14 protein-coding genes are annotated in these 18,544 nt (G+C 42.6%); 12 read left to right on the plus strand and 2 right to left on the minus strand.

All coding sequences use genetic code 11. From position 1 onward, the window contains the following. Window positions 1–17 precede the first annotated feature (17 nt). Window positions 18–662, minus strand: a complete 645-nt coding sequence (locus NST59_RS04695) for a spore coat protein (RefSeq protein ID WP_341040280.1) — start codon at window positions 660–662, stop codon at window positions 18–20. 144 nt (window positions 663–806) lie between these two features. On the opposite strand from NST59_RS04695, the gene NST59_RS04700 reads away from it, so the two are divergent. From NST59_RS04700 to NST59_RS04710, 3 genes are all read left to right on the plus strand, one after another. Further along, a complete protein-coding gene (locus NST59_RS04700) occupies window positions 807–4,187 on the plus strand; it encodes a CheR family methyltransferase (RefSeq protein ID WP_341040282.1) in 3,381 nt (1,126 codons plus the stop codon). A gap of 87 nt (window positions 4,188–4,274) precedes the next feature. Continuing rightward, window positions 4,275–7,178: a 5'-nucleotidase C-terminal domain-containing protein gene (locus NST59_RS04705; protein WP_341040284.1), complete on the plus strand. Its 2,904-nt coding sequence runs from the start codon at window positions 4,275–4,277 to the stop codon at window positions 7,176–7,178. 46 nt (window positions 7,179–7,224) lie between these two features. Further along, the gene (locus NST59_RS04710) at window positions 7,225–7,791 is read left to right on the plus strand and encodes a class D sortase (RefSeq protein WP_041089565.1); all 567 of its coding nucleotides are present in this window, start codon (window positions 7,225–7,227) and stop codon (window positions 7,789–7,791) included. A 37-nt stretch (window positions 7,792–7,828) separates the two neighbouring features. Here NST59_RS04710 and NST59_RS04715 read toward each other — a convergent pair whose 3' ends face one another. Further along, window positions 7,829–8,737 (minus strand): RluA family pseudouridine synthase, encoded by a 909-nt coding sequence (locus NST59_RS04715; RefSeq protein WP_341040288.1) that lies wholly within the window; start codon window positions 8,735–8,737, stop codon window positions 7,829–7,831. A gap of 109 nt (window positions 8,738–8,846) precedes the next feature. Between NST59_RS04715 and NST59_RS04720 the strand changes: the two genes are divergently transcribed. The 9 genes from NST59_RS04720 (at window position 8,847) to NST59_RS04760 (ending at window position 18,531) form a co-directional block, all read left to right on the plus strand. Continuing rightward, on the plus strand, window positions 8,847–9,194 hold the full coding sequence (locus tag NST59_RS04720) for a DUF5365 family protein (RefSeq protein ID WP_099663086.1): 348 nt from the start codon (window positions 8,847–8,849) through the stop codon (window positions 9,192–9,194). Window positions 9,195–9,504: 310 nt separating this feature from the next. Next, complete coding sequence (locus NST59_RS04725; RefSeq protein WP_041089572.1) at window positions 9,505–10,170, plus strand: HAD family hydrolase; 666 nt, start codon at window positions 9,505–9,507, stop codon at window positions 10,168–10,170. Window positions 10,171–10,185: 15 nt separating this feature from the next. Further along, entirely contained in the window at window positions 10,186–11,724 is a 1,539-nt protein-coding gene (locus NST59_RS04730) for a bifunctional GNAT family N-acetyltransferase/carbon-nitrogen hydrolase family protein (RefSeq protein WP_012009394.1), read from the plus strand. A gap of 228 nt (window positions 11,725–11,952) precedes the next feature. Next, on the plus strand, window positions 11,953–12,369 hold the full coding sequence (locus NST59_RS04735) for a VOC family protein (RefSeq protein ID WP_024425308.1): 417 nt from the start codon (window positions 11,953–11,955) through the stop codon (window positions 12,367–12,369). A gap of 283 nt (window positions 12,370–12,652) precedes the next feature. After that, entirely contained in the window at window positions 12,653–13,570 is a 918-nt protein-coding gene (locus NST59_RS04740) for an AEC family transporter (RefSeq protein WP_106025337.1), read from the plus strand. Window positions 13,571–13,603: 33 nt separating this feature from the next. Next, window positions 13,604–15,196, plus strand: coding sequence for a PucR family transcriptional regulator (locus NST59_RS04745; RefSeq protein ID WP_144490860.1), 1,593 nt, complete (start codon window positions 13,604–13,606; stop codon window positions 15,194–15,196). Window positions 15,197–15,451: 255 nt separating this feature from the next. After that, entirely contained in the window at window positions 15,452–16,792 is a 1,341-nt protein-coding gene (locus tag NST59_RS04750; protein WP_144490861.1) for an aspartate aminotransferase family protein, read from the plus strand. 151 nt (window positions 16,793–16,943) lie between these two features. After that, window positions 16,944–17,501 (plus strand): glycerol-3-phosphate responsive antiterminator, encoded by a 558-nt coding sequence (locus NST59_RS04755; protein ID WP_024425304.1) that lies wholly within the window; start codon window positions 16,944–16,946, stop codon window positions 17,499–17,501. 214 nt (window positions 17,502–17,715) lie between these two features. Continuing rightward, entirely contained in the window at window positions 17,716–18,531 is an 816-nt protein-coding gene (locus NST59_RS04760) for an MIP/aquaporin family protein (protein WP_039177442.1), read from the plus strand. Window positions 18,532–18,544 lie beyond the last annotated feature (13 nt).

Here is an 18,544-nt window from a genome sequence, read left to right on the forward strand (position 1 = left end):
GGGGGTCAGCCGTTTTTTTAATGAAGAGGCTTTTGTTGATCGGCCTTGCTAGGAGGCATTTGAACCTGCCCCTGAAGCGGTGCAAAAGCTGACGTCATGGCTGTCATGTCTTGTTTGGAAAGCTGAGGAACTTGATAGTAGCCATGCTTGTTTTGATACAAGAAAATTTCATACGCCATTTCGATAAAGTTCGGAATCTGCGCAGCAAGCACACGTCTGACAACAGGGTTTGTTACTTCTAATGCTGACATTGAAAGTAACCCGGCGTGTGATTTGACTAGGCTGAGCATGTGTCCTGTGATGCCTAAGTCTTTTACATCCTGTAGTGACTGGTTCGGCTTCTTCGGCTGAGTAGGTTTGATTCCGTATGTCACTTGTGTGTGTTCTTTCATCATATAAGTAGCGGTTTCTTCAGTAGGCTTTTGGCCTGTAGAAAAACAATCTACAGTGACATTGTACTGGGATAAAACGAATTGATATTGTCGATCCAGGATGTCGGATAATGCAGGATCTTGAATAAATTGCCTCAAGATCATATATTGATCCAAAATATTAATCGTGCCGGCTAAAATTTCATGTAAATCGAATAACTCATGCCCGCCATGGTTGAGCTCAGGCTGCTGAGCGCTTCCTTGAAACATTGGCTGCTGATCGTTTTGCATTGAGATTCCTCCTTCTGTTTATACACTCTGTTTTAATGTGAGGATGTTTTCACGATTTCATGCAAAAAACATTATTTACAATTAGAGGGTTTTCTTTCTTTTTGTCGAAAAAAAGTATCAGACGAATGAACATGGGGGTACCAGATGCAGGACAAAATCATTAATCGTTTGATAGAAGACGAACATGTGCAGACACCAGTGATCGGCATCGGTGTTTCGCCGTTTGAACAGCATCATCTTGAGGCTTTTTTTCAATCATTACCACATGATTTAAATGCCTCTTTTATTGTTGTGCAAAATCATGTGACAGGCGATTGTATAACAGATTTGGAAGCACTTGTTTTACCGATTGGCTACCGGGCAAAAACGATTAAACATGGTGAGAAAGTCATGAAAAAGACGATCTATTTTTGTCCGCAGCATGCAGCTGTGACGTTAACGGAAGATCACCGGCTTCATGTGTCTGAGCAGCTGCCAACAAACAAGACATGCTCTGTCAACTCGCTTTTTAAGTCACTTGCCAGTGTTCAAAAGGAAGAGGCGTTTGCGATCTTCTTTCAAAAAGGTCATTGTGTGGGGAGTGGATTGCTGCAGTTGGTTGAGCAAGGCGGTACAGCCTTATCATGCAGTGAGGTAGAGAGTGGTTTTGACAGTATGTATCATCACACATTCAAAAATCCAGCCACCCTTGCGGCATATATGGCCAATATCATCAATGTTCCGCATACTGATGAGATGGATCCAGCTTTACTAAGAATCATTGAACGTCTTGAAATGTATAAAGGGATTGCCTTTTCAGCCTATGAGAAGAAAAGGCTGCTTTCTGTCATTCAAAAGCGTATGCGCACTGCAAATCAACAGATGTCATTATTATCAGAGTACGATCGTTTATTAGAAAGAGAACCAGATGAGCTTGATCGCCTGCATGCTCAGCTCCTAAGCGGCACGACTACTTTCTTTAGAGATACGGAGGCTTTGCGAGTATGTGAACAGAAGGTGATACCGTCAATCATTGACCATTCAATGAACAACGGGAAATCTCGATGCCGAATTTGGATTGCGGGATGTTCGACAGGGGAAGAAGCTTATTCTTTTACAATTTTATTTTTAGAAGAAATGAAGCGAAGAGATGTGTCCATTGAACTTCAAGTCTTTGCGACAGATATCAACCGAAAAGCCATTCAAATAGCTAGTAAAGGTCTTTATTCGAGAGAATCTATGGCAAGCATACCGGAAAAATGGCGGGCGCGATATTTCGAAAAGAAAGGTGACGCTTTTATTGTGAAGCAGTCGCTTAGAAAACATATTGTTTTTGCTCCTCACAATTTATTGATTGATTCACCTTTTATCCACCTCGATTTTATCAGTTGCCGAAATGTTCTGATGTACTTTGAGCCAGAAGTGCAAAAACGAGTATTATCCCGATTCCAATATGCTTTAAAAGATCAAGGGGTGTTGATTTTAGGGCCAAATGAAACTGTCCCCAATATCCCTCGATTGTTTCAATTGTTCAATGAGAAGTGGAACATTTACACCTATTCCAACGTTCCTGTACCTAGTGTCCCTTGGGTACATGACGCTCGTGATGCCGAGTTAAAAAAACGAGCTGCACAATATATGAAGGATGTAAGCGAGGATTATGATGCATGTATAGTCATTAATGATTGTAACAAGATCCTGGCAATGTCAAATGGGGCCTATTCCTTCTTAGACCATGTAGAAGTGTCAGATCAATCATGTGAATATGTGACACCTGAATATTTGAAAGAGATGTTAAGTCAAACCTTTCAAAAGGTGTGGACTGACGAGACAGAGGTTGTGTTTCAGCATGTTCTCATTTCGGAAAAAGGAAAAAAGCAGTATGCGGACTTTACTGTAAAGAGTTTTGATCGCCGTTTTAAAGGAGTATACGTCATTCTTATTCGAATGAATGAGAGAGGAAAAAATCAAAAGAACAGCAGGGAAAATGGGATGTCAGATCAGAATTCAGTCTATCAACAGCGTATTGTCGACTTAGAAAATGAACTAAATGAAGTCAAACAAAAAGAGCAGGAGGCAAGGGCTCAATTAAAAGCGAAAAACACGCAAATAGCGGAGCTTGAGAAAAAACACGATCATTTTATTAATATCATAAACAACTTAAGGGTAACAAGGGAAGAACTGTATAGACCTTCTGTCAAGCCGGAGCTTGCGACGTTGTTTGTGGACCGAGACATGAATATTCGCTACTACACTCCTACAGCTGCCTCTTTATTTACTTCAGCTCAAATAAGGCACCAGCAATCCTTTCAGTCGATGGCTAAGAAACTTACGCAGGAAACGCTCTATCATGACATACAATCCGTTATCTCGGATAAGCGCGTCATCGAACGAGAAATTGAAACGAATGAAGGAGAACAATTCACCGTTCACATCACACCTATTCTTGACCAAGATCATGAGGGAGCGGTGATGACGTGGATTAAAATGACGGAAATGACAAAAATCAAACAGTCACTTCATCTAGCGGTAACAGCACTGGATAATAGCCATATTCATATTGTTGTTGCAACTGAGGAAGGGGTCATCCAATGCGTGAATCAGCGTTTTTGCCAGTTTGTGCAGCAGCATGAATATGACCTGATCGGCAAAGATATCTTTTCTGTCTACCATTCTCTGTGTCAATGTGATGATTTAGAAAAGCAATGGGACGTTTGTTTAAAAGAAGGCAGCTGGACAGGTGAGCTGTACTTTCAGGATTTATCAGGCCGTGAACGATGGGAGAGGGTCTCTTTACATCGAATTGATGATCCTGACAAAATGCAGTCTACCGTGATGCGGATTTCAGAGGACATTACGAATCAAAAGCAGTCAGAGAAGATGCTGATGAAGTCAGAGATGCTGTCCGCAGTAGGTCAGCTTGCAGCCGGCATCGCCCATGAGATAAGGAACCCGCTGACGTCGTTAAAGGGATTTTTACAGCTGATGATTCAAAGTAAGAAATATCAGAAGGATTATGCAGATGTGATGATGTCTGAATTTAATCGGCTTGAAGCCATTATTAATGAATTCCTTGTGCTCTCTAGAAGCAAATCGGTGAAATTTGAGCCGGTACAAGTCAATCTTCTGCTCGAAGAAGTGATCATGGTCGTTGAATCACAAGCGGTTTTAAAAGGCGTGTCTATTCAAAAGAATTTGTCTCCGTCGCTGCCAAACATTCAAGGTATACCGAATGAACTGAAACAAGTCTTCTTAAACATTCTTAAAAACGGTATTGAAGCGATGGATGGTGTGACAGGTGTTATTCAGGTCACATCCGTATTGGAACATAATCAGATGATGCTGATCTTTGAAGACCAAGGTAAGGGCATACCAGAAGACGAAATAGGGAAACTGGGTGAACCTTTTTATACAACGAAGGAAAAAGGGACTGGCCTTGGTTTAATGATGACGATTAAAATCATTGAAAGCCATGGCGGCAGCATTCGTTTTGAAAGCAAAAGCTTCGAGGGGACACGGGTGATTATTACGTTTCCAATGAGCTAGCAGACATAAGATTTACAAGAAATCCATCTACCATCAATATTTACTTAGTACACTATGAGAGATGAAGCTCGGAAGGGGAGAGGTCTAATGAAACGTGTTCTATCCATTCGAATGATCTGCTGTTTGGTTTTGGTGATTTTTAGTCTGCAATCCTTACTGCCTGGCATGATCACAGCAGAACAAGCCAGTGCGTCTGAAAAGAAGGAAACGGTATGGAACCAAAAGAAACCAATGAAAATTAAAAAAGCCCGTCAGCTAATCGGAGAGACAGTGACAGTGAGCGGAATTGTGACAGCAGATCAATCGGCTATAGGCAATGGGAAACTGTCAACGTACATTCAAGACAAATCAGCTGGAATCAATATATATTCAGCACAGCCTGACAACTTCCCAGAACTAAAAGCGGGCATGAAGGTGACAGTATCGGGGAAGATCACGTCTTATAAAGGACTGATTGAAATTGTGCCGGATCGAGACCGCCTGAAGATCGATGGTGTGAATCAAACCTTGCCAAAGCCGAAGCGAGTCTCCGTGAAACAACTAGAAACGGATCAGGCACGTAAACATGAAGGAAAACTTGTGAAGGTCAAGGGCTATGTTGAATCAAAACCAGAGCAGCCGGCTGGCGGTGGATACAATGTGGTGATCATTGATAAAAAATATCACAGCACCACCCTTAGAGTGATGGTGGATACAAGTGCCATTGATGAAGTGAAGACAGGGAAATGGTATGAGTTTACAGGAGTGTTAAGCAGGTATGATTCGCTGCAGGTGCTTCCACGACAGAAGGGTGATGTCAGCCTGCTGAAACGCCAGCCAAAGCCGCCAAAAATCAAGAAAGAATACGAGGCAACGGTTGACCGGGTGGTGGATGGAGATACGATTCATTTAAAGAAGCCTGTGCTTGGTACAACAAAGGTGCGCTTTGTGAATATGGACACGCCGGAAACGTACCATAAGCCAAAAAATGAATTAGATCAAAACCAGCTGCGTTTTGGACAGAAGGCGGCAGACTATTTAAACACACTTCTTTCAAGCGGAGATAAAGTCACATTAAAGATTGGTCCAGAAGCGAAGGACGGCTATGGACGTCTTTTAGCTCAAGTGAAAACCAAAAAAGGGGTCAATACGAATTTAGAGCTTGTGAAAAAAGGATATGCTCCTACGTATTTCATCTGGCCGGTTGGAGATGAAAAGGACTATCAGACGTTCCAAAAAGCTGTCAAAGAGGCGAAAGAAAAAGGGCTTGGCATTTGGAATGAAGCAGATCCGCTGCTGGAACAGCCGTTTGAATTTAGAGCACGTGAACAGAAAAAAGGACTGACACGCTACGTCGGTGATTCATCAGCGAAAACGTACGTATCGCCTGACAGCTGGAAAGAAATCGCTGTAGATAAACGCATCTTTTTTGCTTCGAAAGAAGAAGCAGAACAGGCTGGCTATCAGCCGGCAGAAGGAACTGGGGAAGTCCCATTAACCATTTTAAGCATGAATGATTTACACGGGAAAATTGATCAACAATACGAACTGGATCTGAAAGGTGATGGCAATAAAGGAACGTACGGACGGATGGATTATGTGGCGGCTTATATGAAACAAAAACAAGCAGCAAACAAAAATACGATCACAGTTCATGCTGGAGATATGATTGGCGGCAGCTCTCCAATATCTTCTCTTCTGCAAGATGAACCAACGGTTGAACTCATGGAGAACATTGGCTTTGATGTTGGCACAGTCGGCAACCATGAATTTGATGAAGGGGTGGACGAGCTATTACGTATCATAAATGGCGGAGAACATCCTAAAGGCACAAAGGGATATGACGGACAGAATTTTCCGCTCGTTTGTGCAAACTGTGAATACAAGGATACAGGTAAACCACTTTTACCTGCATATGAAATCATGGATGTCGAAGGAATCCCTGTAGCATTTATCGGTGTTGTGACAAAATCAGCCGCAGGAATGGTCATGCCAGAAGGGATTAAAGACATTCAGTTTACAGATGAAGTTAAAGCCGTAAATGAAGCCGCGAAGGAATTAAAACAAAAAGGGATCAAAGCCATTGCGGTTTTAGCTCATATGACAGCCTCGCAAAATGGAGATACCATCACTGGAGAGAGTGCGAAGCTTGCCAAAGAAGGCGATGATGAAATTGATGTCATCTTTGCAGGGCATAATCACGAAGTCGTAAACGGAGAGGTCAATGGGAAATTAATTGTTCAAGCCTTTGAATATGGGAAGGCCATTGGCGAAGTTAATGTAACACTTGACCGCAAAACGAAGGATATTGTCAAAAAGAGTGCAAATATCCAGTATGTAGACCAGTCTGGTATTGAAAAGGACAAGGAAGCAGCCGTCATCTTGGCTCATTACGGGAAAGAAGTTGAACCGATAATTAGTGAGGTAGTTGGTGAAGCTGGTGTCAAAATGGAAGGCGGCTATTCAAATGATGGAGACACGCCGCTCGGTAATTTGATTGCCGATGGTATGAGATATTCTATGAAAAGTGATTTTGCCATGATGAATGGCGGCGGGATCAGGCAAAACCTTGAAAAAGGGCCGATAACGTGGGGAGATCTGTTTAATATTCAGCCCTTCGGCAACGTCTTAGTTAAACTTGAGATTAAGGGGAAAGACTTGGCTGAGATCATTGAAGCGCAAATTTCTCCTCAATTTGGACCAGATTATAGCATTTCGGGCTTTTCATATTCCTATGATCCGGTAACATATAAAGTAGTCGACTTAAAGCTTCCAGATGGTTCAGCCGTTGCGCTCGATCAAACGTATACACTCACGGTGAATAACTTTATGGCAACTGCAACTGGCAGTAAATATGAACCGATAGGAAGGCTGGGGAAAAATCCTGAAACAGGTCCAGAGGATTTAGAAGCCACTGTCGCTTTTGTGAAGAGCTTTGAAGGAGCTTCCATTGTGTATCAAAAAGAGGGACGCATTCAAAAAGCAAAACAAGAAGAAAAAGCAGCAAGCTAATGACCGTATCATCTAAGAGAAATGTAACAGGTAAAGGAGTTTAAGCATGAAAAAGTGGCTTGCACTTACTGTGATGACAGCAGGAATTGTCTTGCTCGGCTGGGGAATTTGGCAAATCGCCTCTACGCACCTTCAAACGGCACAATCATTAGAAGATGCAAAGAAAGCGGTAGCGGACGATCAAGGGATGTCAAAGAAGCAGTTTTCTCCTGATGTGGGGAAAGCCTCTGGCATCCTGACGATTCCGAAATTAAAAGCAGACCTTCCCATTGTCGAAGGGACAGATGCGGATGATCTTGCCAAAGGAGTCGGGCATTACAAAGGCAGTTATTACCCAGATCAGAAGGGACAAATCGTCCTATCTGGCCATCGTGACACGGTGTTTCGCCGAACAGGTGAACTGAATATTGGGGATCAGCTGAAAATCACTGTGCCGTATGGTGAGTTTGTTTATGAAATCACACATACGAAAATCGTGGATCAGCATGATACTTCCATTATTACTTTACAGAATAAAAAGGAAGAGCTGGTGTTAACGACATGCTATCCATTTCATTTCGTCGGCAATGCACCAGAGCGGTATATTATTTATGCAAAAAGAGCATCTGTCTAAATAAAAAGAGCCTGCATTTGATCAGCAGGCTCTTTTTTTAATGGATGATTTCGTCCATGAGCTGAGACATATCTAGAGGAAGCGGTGCTTCTATGCTCAGGTGCTCACCTGTAAAAGGATGTGTCATGTCTACTTGTTTGGCGTGGAGAGCGCATCTGTTGATATGATGACGAGCTCCGCCATAAAGTGTATCTCCGGCTAAAGGGTGCCCGAGACTGCTAAGATGGACTCGAATTTGATGTGTTCTTCCGGTCTCAAGTTGCAGCTTGACGGATGTCATTTGCAGACGTTTATTGGTGTCCATGACCTGAAAGTGTGTGACAGCACTTTGACCAGTAGGAGAGATTCTTCGTCTGACGGCATGATGCTTGTCACGGCCAATCGCTGCATCAATAGTGCCTTTCTTTTTCTTGAAAAGTCCTTCTGCGATGGCGATGTAGGTTCGGCTGATCGTTTTTTTAGAAAGCATTTGATCAAGCACTGCATGAGCTAATCTGTGTTTAGCAAAAATGACCGTGCCGCTTGTGTCTTGATCGAGTCTGTGAATATGTCTCACTCGCTTTTCCTCGCCATTTGCTTGAAAATGAAAGGACACAAGGTTTGCCAGTGTGCCCGTTTGTCCCTTTTCATTCGGGTGCGTCGGTCGTCCAGCGGGTTTTTGCACAATCAATAAGTGCTCGTCCTCAAATAGTACCTCTAATTCACCATATTCTGGCGTCACATCACTTTCTTCCGTTTCAAATAAATCGATCAGTATGTGATCACCTGAACTGACTTTTGCTGCGTGATGGGCCGGCTTTTGATTTAAACGTACTTTTTGATGGTCCATCCAAAAATGGATAATCGGTTTTGAAGCCGACACGGCTGTTTTTAAAAACTGACTCAGTGAAGTATCTTGATGCTGCTCACCTACTTTTAGCGAGAGCGTGTGTCCTTGAATGTTCATGATATCCGTTCCTCTCTTTGGGTATATATAGGAAACACTTACCTTGGCGAACGCCTTTTTTTCTGTGCTATTCTGAATGGAGAAATAACGACAGAGAGGTAGATGTCACGTGAGAATAATGAAAGCTGCTACAGACCTGCAAGAGCAGGCAATTGAAGAAATATCAAAGGATGTTGAAGATCTTCTATCCCATGCTGTCGGCGAAGACCCAGCTGCGCCTCAAAAAGAACGCCCGCTAACCTTTGTTGAAGGGGTTTATAACGGAACGATGGACGATGCTTTTCGTATTTTATCGGGACTTCAGTTATTACATACCATTATTGTAAAACCTAAACGCCATATTACAAAGTGTGATCGTGAGCTATTCGAGCGAAACCGTGAGCAGGTCAATGCATGCGGCTTTTCTTTTCCGTTTGATTTAGACGATTTTGCCAGCCGCCGCCTTCAAAATGCGTAAAAGTTGGTGTGAACTTCCTTGTTAACTTACAAGGCTGCCGCACATACTATTTTTAAGGGAACGGAGAAACCTTTAGATCTGTAATACCAAACCCGCTCTTTTTCAACATTGCCTATTTCTCCACGAATCGGAGCGCTTGGATCTCTTGCAGAATGAACCGAACACGGGTAGGAGCCTGACAAAATGGTACAGGCTCCTTTTATACATAATTATTTTAGCAGACATTCATCTTTGAAAGTCAATTTTATTCACGATATGATAGCATTGAGTATCATATTAAAGACTTTCGTAAAAAAAAGGAGTGGCCTCGTTGGTAAAGGCGATTATATTTGATTTTGACGGATTAATTTTAGATACAGAAACACATGAATATGAAGTATTACAAGAAATGTTTGCGGAGCATGAGTCAGAGCTGCCTCTTTCCGTTTGGGGCAACGTCATCGGGACGCAGGCAGGCTTTAAGCCGTTTGAATACTTGGAAAAACAGCTAGGAAAGACGCTCGATCATGAGGCACTCACAGCGGACCGGCGTTCTCGTTTTCAAAAGAGAATGAAGGATGAATCAGCACGACCTGGCGTAGAAGCTTATTTACAGGCAGCAAAAGAGCTTGGAATCAAGATTGGACTTGCTTCCAGCTCAGACTATAAATGGGTGTCTGATCACCTAAAGCAAATTGGTCTTTTTGATTACTTTGAATGTATCCGCACGTCAGATGATGTGGAAGAAGTCAAACCTCATCCAGAGCTTTATTTGCAAACTGCAAGCTGCTTAGGTGTAGAGCCAAAGGATTGTGTGGCTTTTGAGGATTCAGTGAATGGATCAGTGGCTGCCAAACGGGCAGGCATGAAATGCGTCATCGTCCCAAACAAAGTGACGAGCACGCTGCAATTTGAAGAATATGATGTGAGATTAGAATCCATGGCTGAAATCGAATTGCTCCAGCTATTCCATCAGCTTGAAAAAGAGGATCAGTAAGGGGGCAACAACATCATGGCAGAAAAACTCGATTTAACGCGGTTTGAAAAAAGAATGGTGATCCGTAATATCCGGGAAGAAGATATTGACCGAATCATTGCCTTACAGGAGGTATGCTTTCCGGGCATGGACCCTTGGAAACGAGAGCATCTTGAAAGCCATCTTGAACATTTCCCAGAAGGGCAGTTTTGTGCTGAATTTGAGGGAGAAATCATTGGCTCTTGTTCAAGTTTATTAATTAACTTTGATGAATACGATGACCGTCATACTTGGCAGGACATCACAGATGATGGGTACATCACAAACCATAATCCAGATGGGATGAATATGTACGGAATTGAGGTTATGGTTAGTCCTGAGTACCGCCGCATGAAAATTGGGCATCGCTTATATGAAGCAAGAAAAGACTTAGCAAGAAGATTAAATTTAAAAAGTATCATTATTGGTGGACGCATCCCGAATTATCACAAATACCAAGAGGAAATGACGCCTCGTCAATATGTGGAGCAGGTCATGCTTCACCAAATTTATGATCCTGTTTTATCTTTTCAGCTGTTAAATGAATTCAGCCTCATGCGGATTAATCCGAATTATTTGCCGGATGATAAGGCATCCAGCACATATGCGACGTTAATGGAATGGAATAACGTCGATTATCGTCCGCAATCGAAAAGATATTATAAATCGGCGTTCCCAGTTCGTATTTGCGTCATTCAATATGCGATGAAACAAATTCATTCCTTTGAGGAATTTATGAATCAGGTGGAGTATTATGTTGATGTCGCATCAGATGCGTCAGCTGACTTTGCAGTCTTCCCAGAAATTTTTACAACGCAGCTCATGTCTTATTTAGAAGAGCGCTCCCCAAGTCTTGCAGTGCAGCGTATCACGGAATATACCGAGGACTACATTAATTTGTTCACAGACCTTTCTGTGAAGTACAACATTAATATCATTGGTGGATCCCATTTCGTTGAAGAGGAAGGGAAAATCTACAATATCGCTTATTTATTTAGACGTGATGGAACGATTGAAAAGCAATATAAGCTCCATATCACACCGAATGAAAGAAAATGGTGGGGGATTTCAGCAGGTGATCAGGTTCGGGTATTTGATACGGACTGTGGTAAAATTGCGATCCAAATTTGCTACGATATTGAATTTCCTGAGCTGGCTCGGATTGCAGCTGATAAAGGAGCAAAAATTATTTTTACTCCGTTCTGTACAGAAGACCGTCAAGGCTATTTAAGAGTGCGTTATTGTGCACAGGCTAGAGCGGTTGAAAATCAGATTTATACCGTCATCTCTGGAACTGTCGGAAACCTTCCGCAAACCGAAAATATGGATGTCCAATATGCACAATCAGCGATTTTTGCCCCATCTGACTTTGAATTTGCAAGAGATGGGATTGTAGGAGAATGTAATCCGAATATAGAAATGGTTGTCGTTGGCGATGTCGATTTAGAAATTTTAAGAAGACAGCGGCAAGATGGAACGGTACGTCAGCTCAAAGACCGAAGAAGAGATGTGTACCATATTGAATATAAGAAATAATGAAAGGAAGCGCCTACCACAAGGCGCTTCTTTTTGATGACATTTTTTAAAATGACATAGCAGCTGGACGAGCTAAGGCTTTCGTAGCCACCTGTTCAAGATTCATCATAAGTATTGTAAACATAAGCTAAAGAAGGAGGAGAGCTTATTTTTTCATGTGATAAAGGGATGCTCGAGAAAAATCTGAATATACTGAAACGAGATCATGTGTTCAAAAAGGAGAGGAAAATGGGGCGACAAGCTAAACATTTGTATATCAATTTACCGGTAAAGCATGTCAAGGAATCAAAGGCTTTTTTTGAGCAGCTGGGTTTTGATTTTCAAGAGCAGCTGACGAATGATCAGGCAGCTTGTTTGGTCATTGGTGACACCATTACGGTTATGCTGTTAACCCATAAGCATTTTCAAACCATCTCAGAGAAGCAATTGGTGGATGCAAGGCAGGGATCCGAGGTCATTGTCTCTATGCGGGTTGATTCACGAAAAGAGGTCGATGAGCTGGTGGAGCAGGCGATGGCAGCAGGCGGGTCACCGTTTAAGGAAAAGCAGGATCATGGGTTCATGTACGGTTGGAGCTTTCAGGATCTTGATGGTCATTTGTGGGAAGTGTTCTATTTGGATGAGGAGAGAAGCGGCCTTTCATAAGGGCGCTTCAGCTTGTAGACAAACCCTCGCATTCGGTGTCAGGCCTGCGCTCCGATGCTCACAAATGTCAAATTCGCTCCGCTTCGGTACTCGTCCTTTCTAGACTGCAAAGGTTTTCAATCACACTGAAAAGAAGACAAAGGGCTAAAATAAAGAACATTTTAGCCCTTTGTCAATAATTAGAAGCTACCTTCATAAGGGTGCTTCTTTTTTATTGTTTAACAGTGGTATGATTATGAGGAAACAAAAAATAGGAATTCATCTAGAGAAAAGTAGGTGCAGCATGGAGTTTTTACTTGTCTTACTGCCAGTGTTCGGTATTTTCCTTATCGGGTATATTGGGCAGAAGGCCATTGGTTTTGACATACATACGCTCTCATCAATGTCTTTATATTTAATGTCACCATTTCTTGCGTTTGAAACCTTTTATCAAAACAAAGTGTCGATGGACTATGTGTACCTATCTATTTTTGTCGTCGGACTTTGTCTTTCACTTGTTTTATGTGTCTTTATTTTATCTCGTATTTATGGTTATTCGAAGGAAATGTATTGTGCCATGATTCTGTCGTCAGCATTTATGAACAATGGGAATTACGGCACGCCTGTTGTCCTGCTTGTCTTCGGAGCAGCTGGTTTAGATATTGCCATCGTTTTAATGGTGCTGCAGCAGCTTGTCATGAGTACGATCGGTATGTATTATGCAGCAAAGGGCGGAGAGGATGCAGGGGATGGAAAGGTCGTGCTGAAAAAAGTGCTGCGTATGCCGGTTGCATATGGGGCACTCCTCGGTCTATTATTTCAGCTGATGGATTTTTCACTACCTAAAGAGGTGATGACGGGTGTCCAGCTTGTGGGAGATGCCGCCATACCGACGATTATGCTTATTTTAGGCATGCAGCTCGCCGTCATTTCTTTTAAGCAAGTGGATTATCGCAACATTTCTTATGCTGTATTGCTGAAGCTGTTTATCTCACCACTCATCGCATTTGGCTTTACACTTATTTTACCGGTAGATGATCTAGTGAAACAAATTATGATCTTAGTTGCAGCGATGCCGACAGCAGCAAATACTACGCTCATGGCTGTACAATTTCGAACGAAGCCTGAGTTTGTCTCAAGCACGACATTTCTCAGTACCGTTTTAAGCATCGTGACATTACCAGTTTTATTATGGATTTTATCTATGCACCCTCTGGGATAGGGGATAGGCGGCAAAACAAAGGGGGACATATCAATGAATGTAGACGTTCATTTTCAAGTGAGTGATGTGTTGAAAACAAAGTATTTTGCCCATGCGAAAGTGTTAGCAGGAGAAAAGGGATTGTTTCGGCAGGTCAGATGGGTCCATGTGTTAGAAGTGCCTGCTGTAGAAGATTTGTTAAATGGGGGAGAGCTCATACTAACAACAGCCGCAGGATTCCATGATCAATTGGATGTGTTTCAAGCATTTTTAAAACAGCTGATCGATTCTGGTGCGGCAGGCTTGTGTATTGAATTTGTTCCGCTCAGATTCGATGTGCCGGAAGAACTGATTGAGTATGCAGAAGAAAGAGATTTTCCGCTCATTCTGTTTACAAAAGAAGTGAAATTCGTCAACATCACACAGCATCTCCATACGATGATGATTGAACGCCAGTATCAAATGATGGCTGATCTAGAAGCACTATCATCAAAGCTGAATGAGCTTTTGCTGACTCCCCATCCGCAGATGGATATTTTGGATCAAGTGTATCAGCACGTAAGGGGCATTCTTTTACTCATTCCTGTTCAGGGGGAGCCGATTATTTTATGTGATTCCTCCAAACAAACCGAAGAGATGGTCATGAATTATTTACAGTTTGCTTCCTTGCCAAAAGGATACGAAGTGACCAAAAAAGAAGTGCTTGCACTCAAGCAGACATTTGCGGACCTTGTGCTCATTCATCAAACAAACACACTCTCAGAATTTGAACTGCTCGTAATGGATAAAGGAGCAAATGCTCTGGCCCAGCAAACGCTAAGAGAGCTTTATACAGAAGAATTGAAGAAGACCAAAGAGAACGAATGGCTGCAAAAATGGTTTCAAGAAGAGCATACAGAAAGAGATATATTAGAGCATCTTGAAGAAACAGAAGGATTGAAAAAGCCAACCGGCTGTGTCGTGATGCTCTTTCAAAAGCATCATCAAATCGAAGAAATCGCAGGAAATTTATATTTTCTCGTATCGTGCCGCTCCATCTTTCAGCGTGCGGGTTTCCATTTGATTCCGTATGAGCATCAAGGACAAACCTTGTTTATTTTATTGAACACGAGAAAGAAGGAGGACTGGAAAGAGCGTGCAGAGAAGGCTGCAAGCGACATCAAACAATTGTATGATCGGGAGCAGCCACGCGGAACCGTGATCAATTTTGGCATCGGTCCATATTGTGAGCAGTTTCAGCATATGAGAAAAAGCTTTCAAGCAGCCAAAGAAGTGCTGCATTTAAAGAAAGTGATGCCCCAGCTGGTGGAAAGCCCATTTTATCAAGATTTGCATATGCTCCGTCTCATGCCTGTCATGCAGGAAAGCGGACTGCTTGAATGTATGGTGAAAGAGTATTTGGAGCCTGTGCTTTTATATGATAAGCAAAATAGCGGAAGACTCTATCAAACGCTGAATATCTTTTTACAGACAAACGGTTCTAAAAAGGAAACTGCAAGCCAGCTCTTTATTGTCAGGCAGACCCTTTATCATAGACTAGATAAACTGCATGCATTGCTTGGCGAGGATATGATGCAGGCCCCGAAACGACAGGCGCTTGAATTTGCGATTCTTGCATATGAATTCCTGCAAGGAAATCGCCGTTAACGAGGTTTGTTAGATTTGCTAAGGCACACGAGTAGAATGTCTTATCGTTCTTTTCAATCAGTTGACGATCTGTCTAATGTAATCAGCCCGGCCCCTTTTTTATAATGAAAGTAACGGTTGGTTCTCTCTTACAGGCGGCCTAGTTTCAGTTTCATATGCCTCCCTTTTCATCCATATAATGAATGGAGAGGCAATGTGCTGCTGAACCGGTCTAAGCTTCTTTAGTGATGAAAACGGATACATGGGGGCGGGAAGATGAAAATACATGAGCAGGCTCAAAATCTTCAGGCGAAAGATGATCAGTTGATCTGGCATCATATGAAAGGGACAAACAAGGAAAATGAAAGCATGGTTATTCACGAGGCAGAAGGCGCATGGGTGACAGATATTCATGGGAATCGTTATTTAGACGGGATGTCAGGTCTTTGGTGTGTAAATGCCGGTTATGGCAGAAAAGAGCTTGCAGAAGCGGCATATAAGCAGCTGAATACAATGCCTTATTATCCGCTGACGCAAAGTCATGTGCCAGCGATTCAATTGGCTGAAAAGCTAAATGAATGGCTTGGAGGGGACTATGTCATCTTCTTTTCTAACAGCGGTTCTGAAGCCAATGAAGCCGCATTTAAGATCGCCAAACAATATCATGCGCAAAAAGGAGAGAGCACAAGAACAAAGTTCATCTCCAGGTATCGGTCGTATCACGGCAATACAGCAGCTGCCCTTGCCGCAACGGGGCAGGCGCAGCGTAAATATAAATATGAACCATTAGGTCAAGGCTTTATCCATGTCGCACCGCCTGATATGTATCGTCATCCTGAGGATCAAGAAACTTTGGCAAGTGCAGCGGCAATCGATCAAGCGATGACGTGGGAACTAAGTGAGACCATTGCTGGAGTTATTATGGAGCCGATCATTACAGGCGGCGGTATCTTGATGCCGCCAAAAGGGTATTTGAAGAAGGTTAAAGACATCTGTGAGGCTCATGGGGCGCTTCTCATTGTGGATGAAGTCATCTGCGGCTTTGGCCGGACAGGGAAGCGGTTTGGTTTTATGCATGAAGATGTAAAGCCGGACATCATCACAATGGCAAAAGGGATCACAAGCGGCTATTTACCTCTTTCTGCAACGTGCGTGAAACGAGAAATCTATGAAGCCTACGCAGGGGAAGATACGTATGACAGGCTGCGCCATGTGAATACATTTGGCGGACACCCTGCTTCCTGTGCGGTTGCCCTTGCGAACCTAGAGATCATGGAAAACGAGAAATTAGTAGAACGGTCTGACACGCTTGGGCAAGACATGCTTGAACGTTTGCAAGAGTTAAAAGAGCATCCATTTGTCGGTGATGTCAGAGGAAAAGGCCTGCTGTTTGGAATTGAGCTTGTCCAGGATCAACAGTCCAAAAAACCAGCTGATCCACAGATTGTCGGTCAATTGATTGCAGAATGTAAAAAACGCGGACTGATCATTGGGAAAAATGGTGATACGGTTGCCGGCTATAATAACGTTGCCCAGCTTGCACCGCCGCTCAATATAACAGACGAAGACGCCTCATTTATTATGAACACGCTTAAAGAAAGCATGGCACAGTTATAGCAGAGAGATTTCTCTGCTTTTTTCTATGGAAAAAAGCACATACGCTGCTAAGTAAAATCGGCATTGGATACACTAGGTGTATTGAAAAATAGAAGAGATTCTATTACTGTTAGGAGATGACTGAACCAATACACTTTGAAGGAGACGGCATATGAGTTTTCATGATCAACCCATTCTACCTGCTGTTCGCAATATGAAGCAATTTGAGGAATTTTTAAAAAGTCCATTTACATATGGGGTCTTACTTGATGTCCATTTAGGCCGGCTAAAGGGCATCATGAATGAGGCAAATGCCCATCATAAAAAAATGTTTGTCCATGTCGATCTCATTCATGGGATCAAACATGATGAGTATGGAACGGAATTTATTTGTCAGGAAATGAAGCCGGCAGGAATTATTTCTACTAGGTCTTCTGTCATAGTAAAAGCCAAGCAAAAAAAGGTATATGCCATTCAGCGAATGTTTTTACTTGATACAAGTGCCATGGAAAAAAGCATGGAGTTCGTAGGGAAACATCGCCCAGATTTTATTGAAGTATTGCCAGGGGTCGTGCCGGATCTCATTACAGAAGTGCGCGAGCGAGCTGGGATTCCAATATTTGCAGGCGGGTTTATCCGTACAAAAGAAGATGTAGAAAGAGCGCTTGAAGCAGGTGCTACAGCTGTGACAACATCGAATACAGCCCTTTGGAAAGCGTTCCAAAAGTGAAAAAGATAAAATGTGAAAATTGATTGACAACGTTTTCATCCTCTGATACTATAGCACTAAGTTAATATCATGTGATGGAGAAACGGAGATCCACAACAGCGCTTTACTAGGTGACAAATGACCCTGATGTAAAGTATGTTTGTTGTGGATCTTTTTTCTTTATCTTTTTTACACATTCATAGGGGATGGCAACTGAACCAGAGGAGGAATTTTCATGACACCATTTTGGGGTGAAGTCGTAGGTACAATGCTGCTTATTATTTTTGGAGGCGGTGTATGTGCGGCAGTCAATTTAAAGAAATCGCTCGCATATCAGTCCGGCTGGATTGTAATCGCTTTCGGATGGGGATTTGCAGTAGCCATAGCAGCTTATGCAACAGGTGGAATCAGCGGAGCGCATTTGAATCCTGCACTGACAATCGGGCTTGCGTTAGAAGGAAGTTTTCCTTGGGCTGATGTACCAATGTATATTGCCGGTCAAATGCTTGGCGCATTATTAGGAGCTATTATTGTCTTTTTACATTACTTACCGCACTGGAAAGCAACAGACGATCCAGGTGCAAAGCTGGGTGTATTCTCAACTGGTCCTGCGATTCCCCATACTTTTGCAAACGTACTTAGTGAAGTCATTGGTACATTTGTATTGGTTCTAGGAATCTTAGCGATTGGTGCAAATAAATTCGCAGACGGAATCAATCCGCTGATAGTTGGTTTCTTAATTGTCGCAATTGGTCTTTCATTAGGCGGAACAACTGGTTATGCAATCAATCCTGCACGTGATTTAGGTCCGAGAATTGCTCATGCGATTCTACCGATTCCAGGTAAAGGTCCATCGAATTGGAAGTATGCTTGGGTGCCAGTCGTTGGTCCAATTTTAGGCGGCGCATTTGGCGGTGTTTTCTACAATGCAGCCTTTAAAGCGAACATCACTCCAGCCTTTTGGATTGTAAGCGTTATTTTAGTTGTGGTATTGTTAGGACTCTATGTCTCTACGAAAAATCAAACAAATGCTGTAAATGAAAGTATGTAAGGGGAGGAAAACA

It is taken from the genome of Bacillus sp. FSL R5-0439 (assembly GCF_038008805.1).
Taxonomy (GTDB): Bacteria; Bacillota; Bacilli; order Bacillales; family Bacillaceae; genus Bacillus; species Bacillus safensis.

Excerpts from the sequence above, each read along its gene's own strand:
- NST59_RS04695 (WP_341040280.1), bottom strand. The coding sequence starts at position 662 with ATGCAAAACGATCAGCAGCCAATGTTTCAAGGAAGCGCTCAGCAGCCT.
- NST59_RS04700 (WP_341040282.1), top strand. The coding sequence starts at position 807 with ATGCAGGACAAAATCATTAATCGTTTGATAGAAGACGAACATGTGCAG.
- NST59_RS04705 (WP_341040284.1), top strand. The coding sequence starts at position 4,275 with ATGAAACGTGTTCTATCCATTCGAATGATCTGCTGTTTGGTTTTGGTG.
- NST59_RS04710 (WP_041089565.1), top strand. The coding sequence starts at position 7,225 with ATGAAAAAGTGGCTTGCACTTACTGTGATGACAGCAGGAATTGTCTTG.
- NST59_RS04715 (WP_341040288.1), bottom strand. The coding sequence starts at position 8,737 with ATGAACATTCAAGGACACACGCTCTCGCTAAAAGTAGGTGAGCAGCAT.
- NST59_RS04730 (WP_012009394.1), top strand. The coding sequence starts at position 10,186 with ATGGCAGAAAAACTCGATTTAACGCGGTTTGAAAAAAGAATGGTGATC.
- NST59_RS04735 (WP_024425308.1), top strand. The coding sequence starts at position 11,953 with ATGGGGCGACAAGCTAAACATTTGTATATCAATTTACCGGTAAAGCAT.
- NST59_RS04740 (WP_106025337.1), top strand. The coding sequence starts at position 12,653 with ATGGAGTTTTTACTTGTCTTACTGCCAGTGTTCGGTATTTTCCTTATC.
- NST59_RS04745 (WP_144490860.1), top strand. The coding sequence starts at position 13,604 with ATGAATGTAGACGTTCATTTTCAAGTGAGTGATGTGTTGAAAACAAAG.
- NST59_RS04750 (WP_144490861.1), top strand. The coding sequence starts at position 15,452 with ATGAAAATACATGAGCAGGCTCAAAATCTTCAGGCGAAAGATGATCAG.
- NST59_RS04755 (WP_024425304.1), top strand. The coding sequence starts at position 16,944 with ATGAGTTTTCATGATCAACCCATTCTACCTGCTGTTCGCAATATGAAG.
- NST59_RS04760 (WP_039177442.1), top strand. The coding sequence starts at position 17,716 with ATGACACCATTTTGGGGTGAAGTCGTAGGTACAATGCTGCTTATTATT.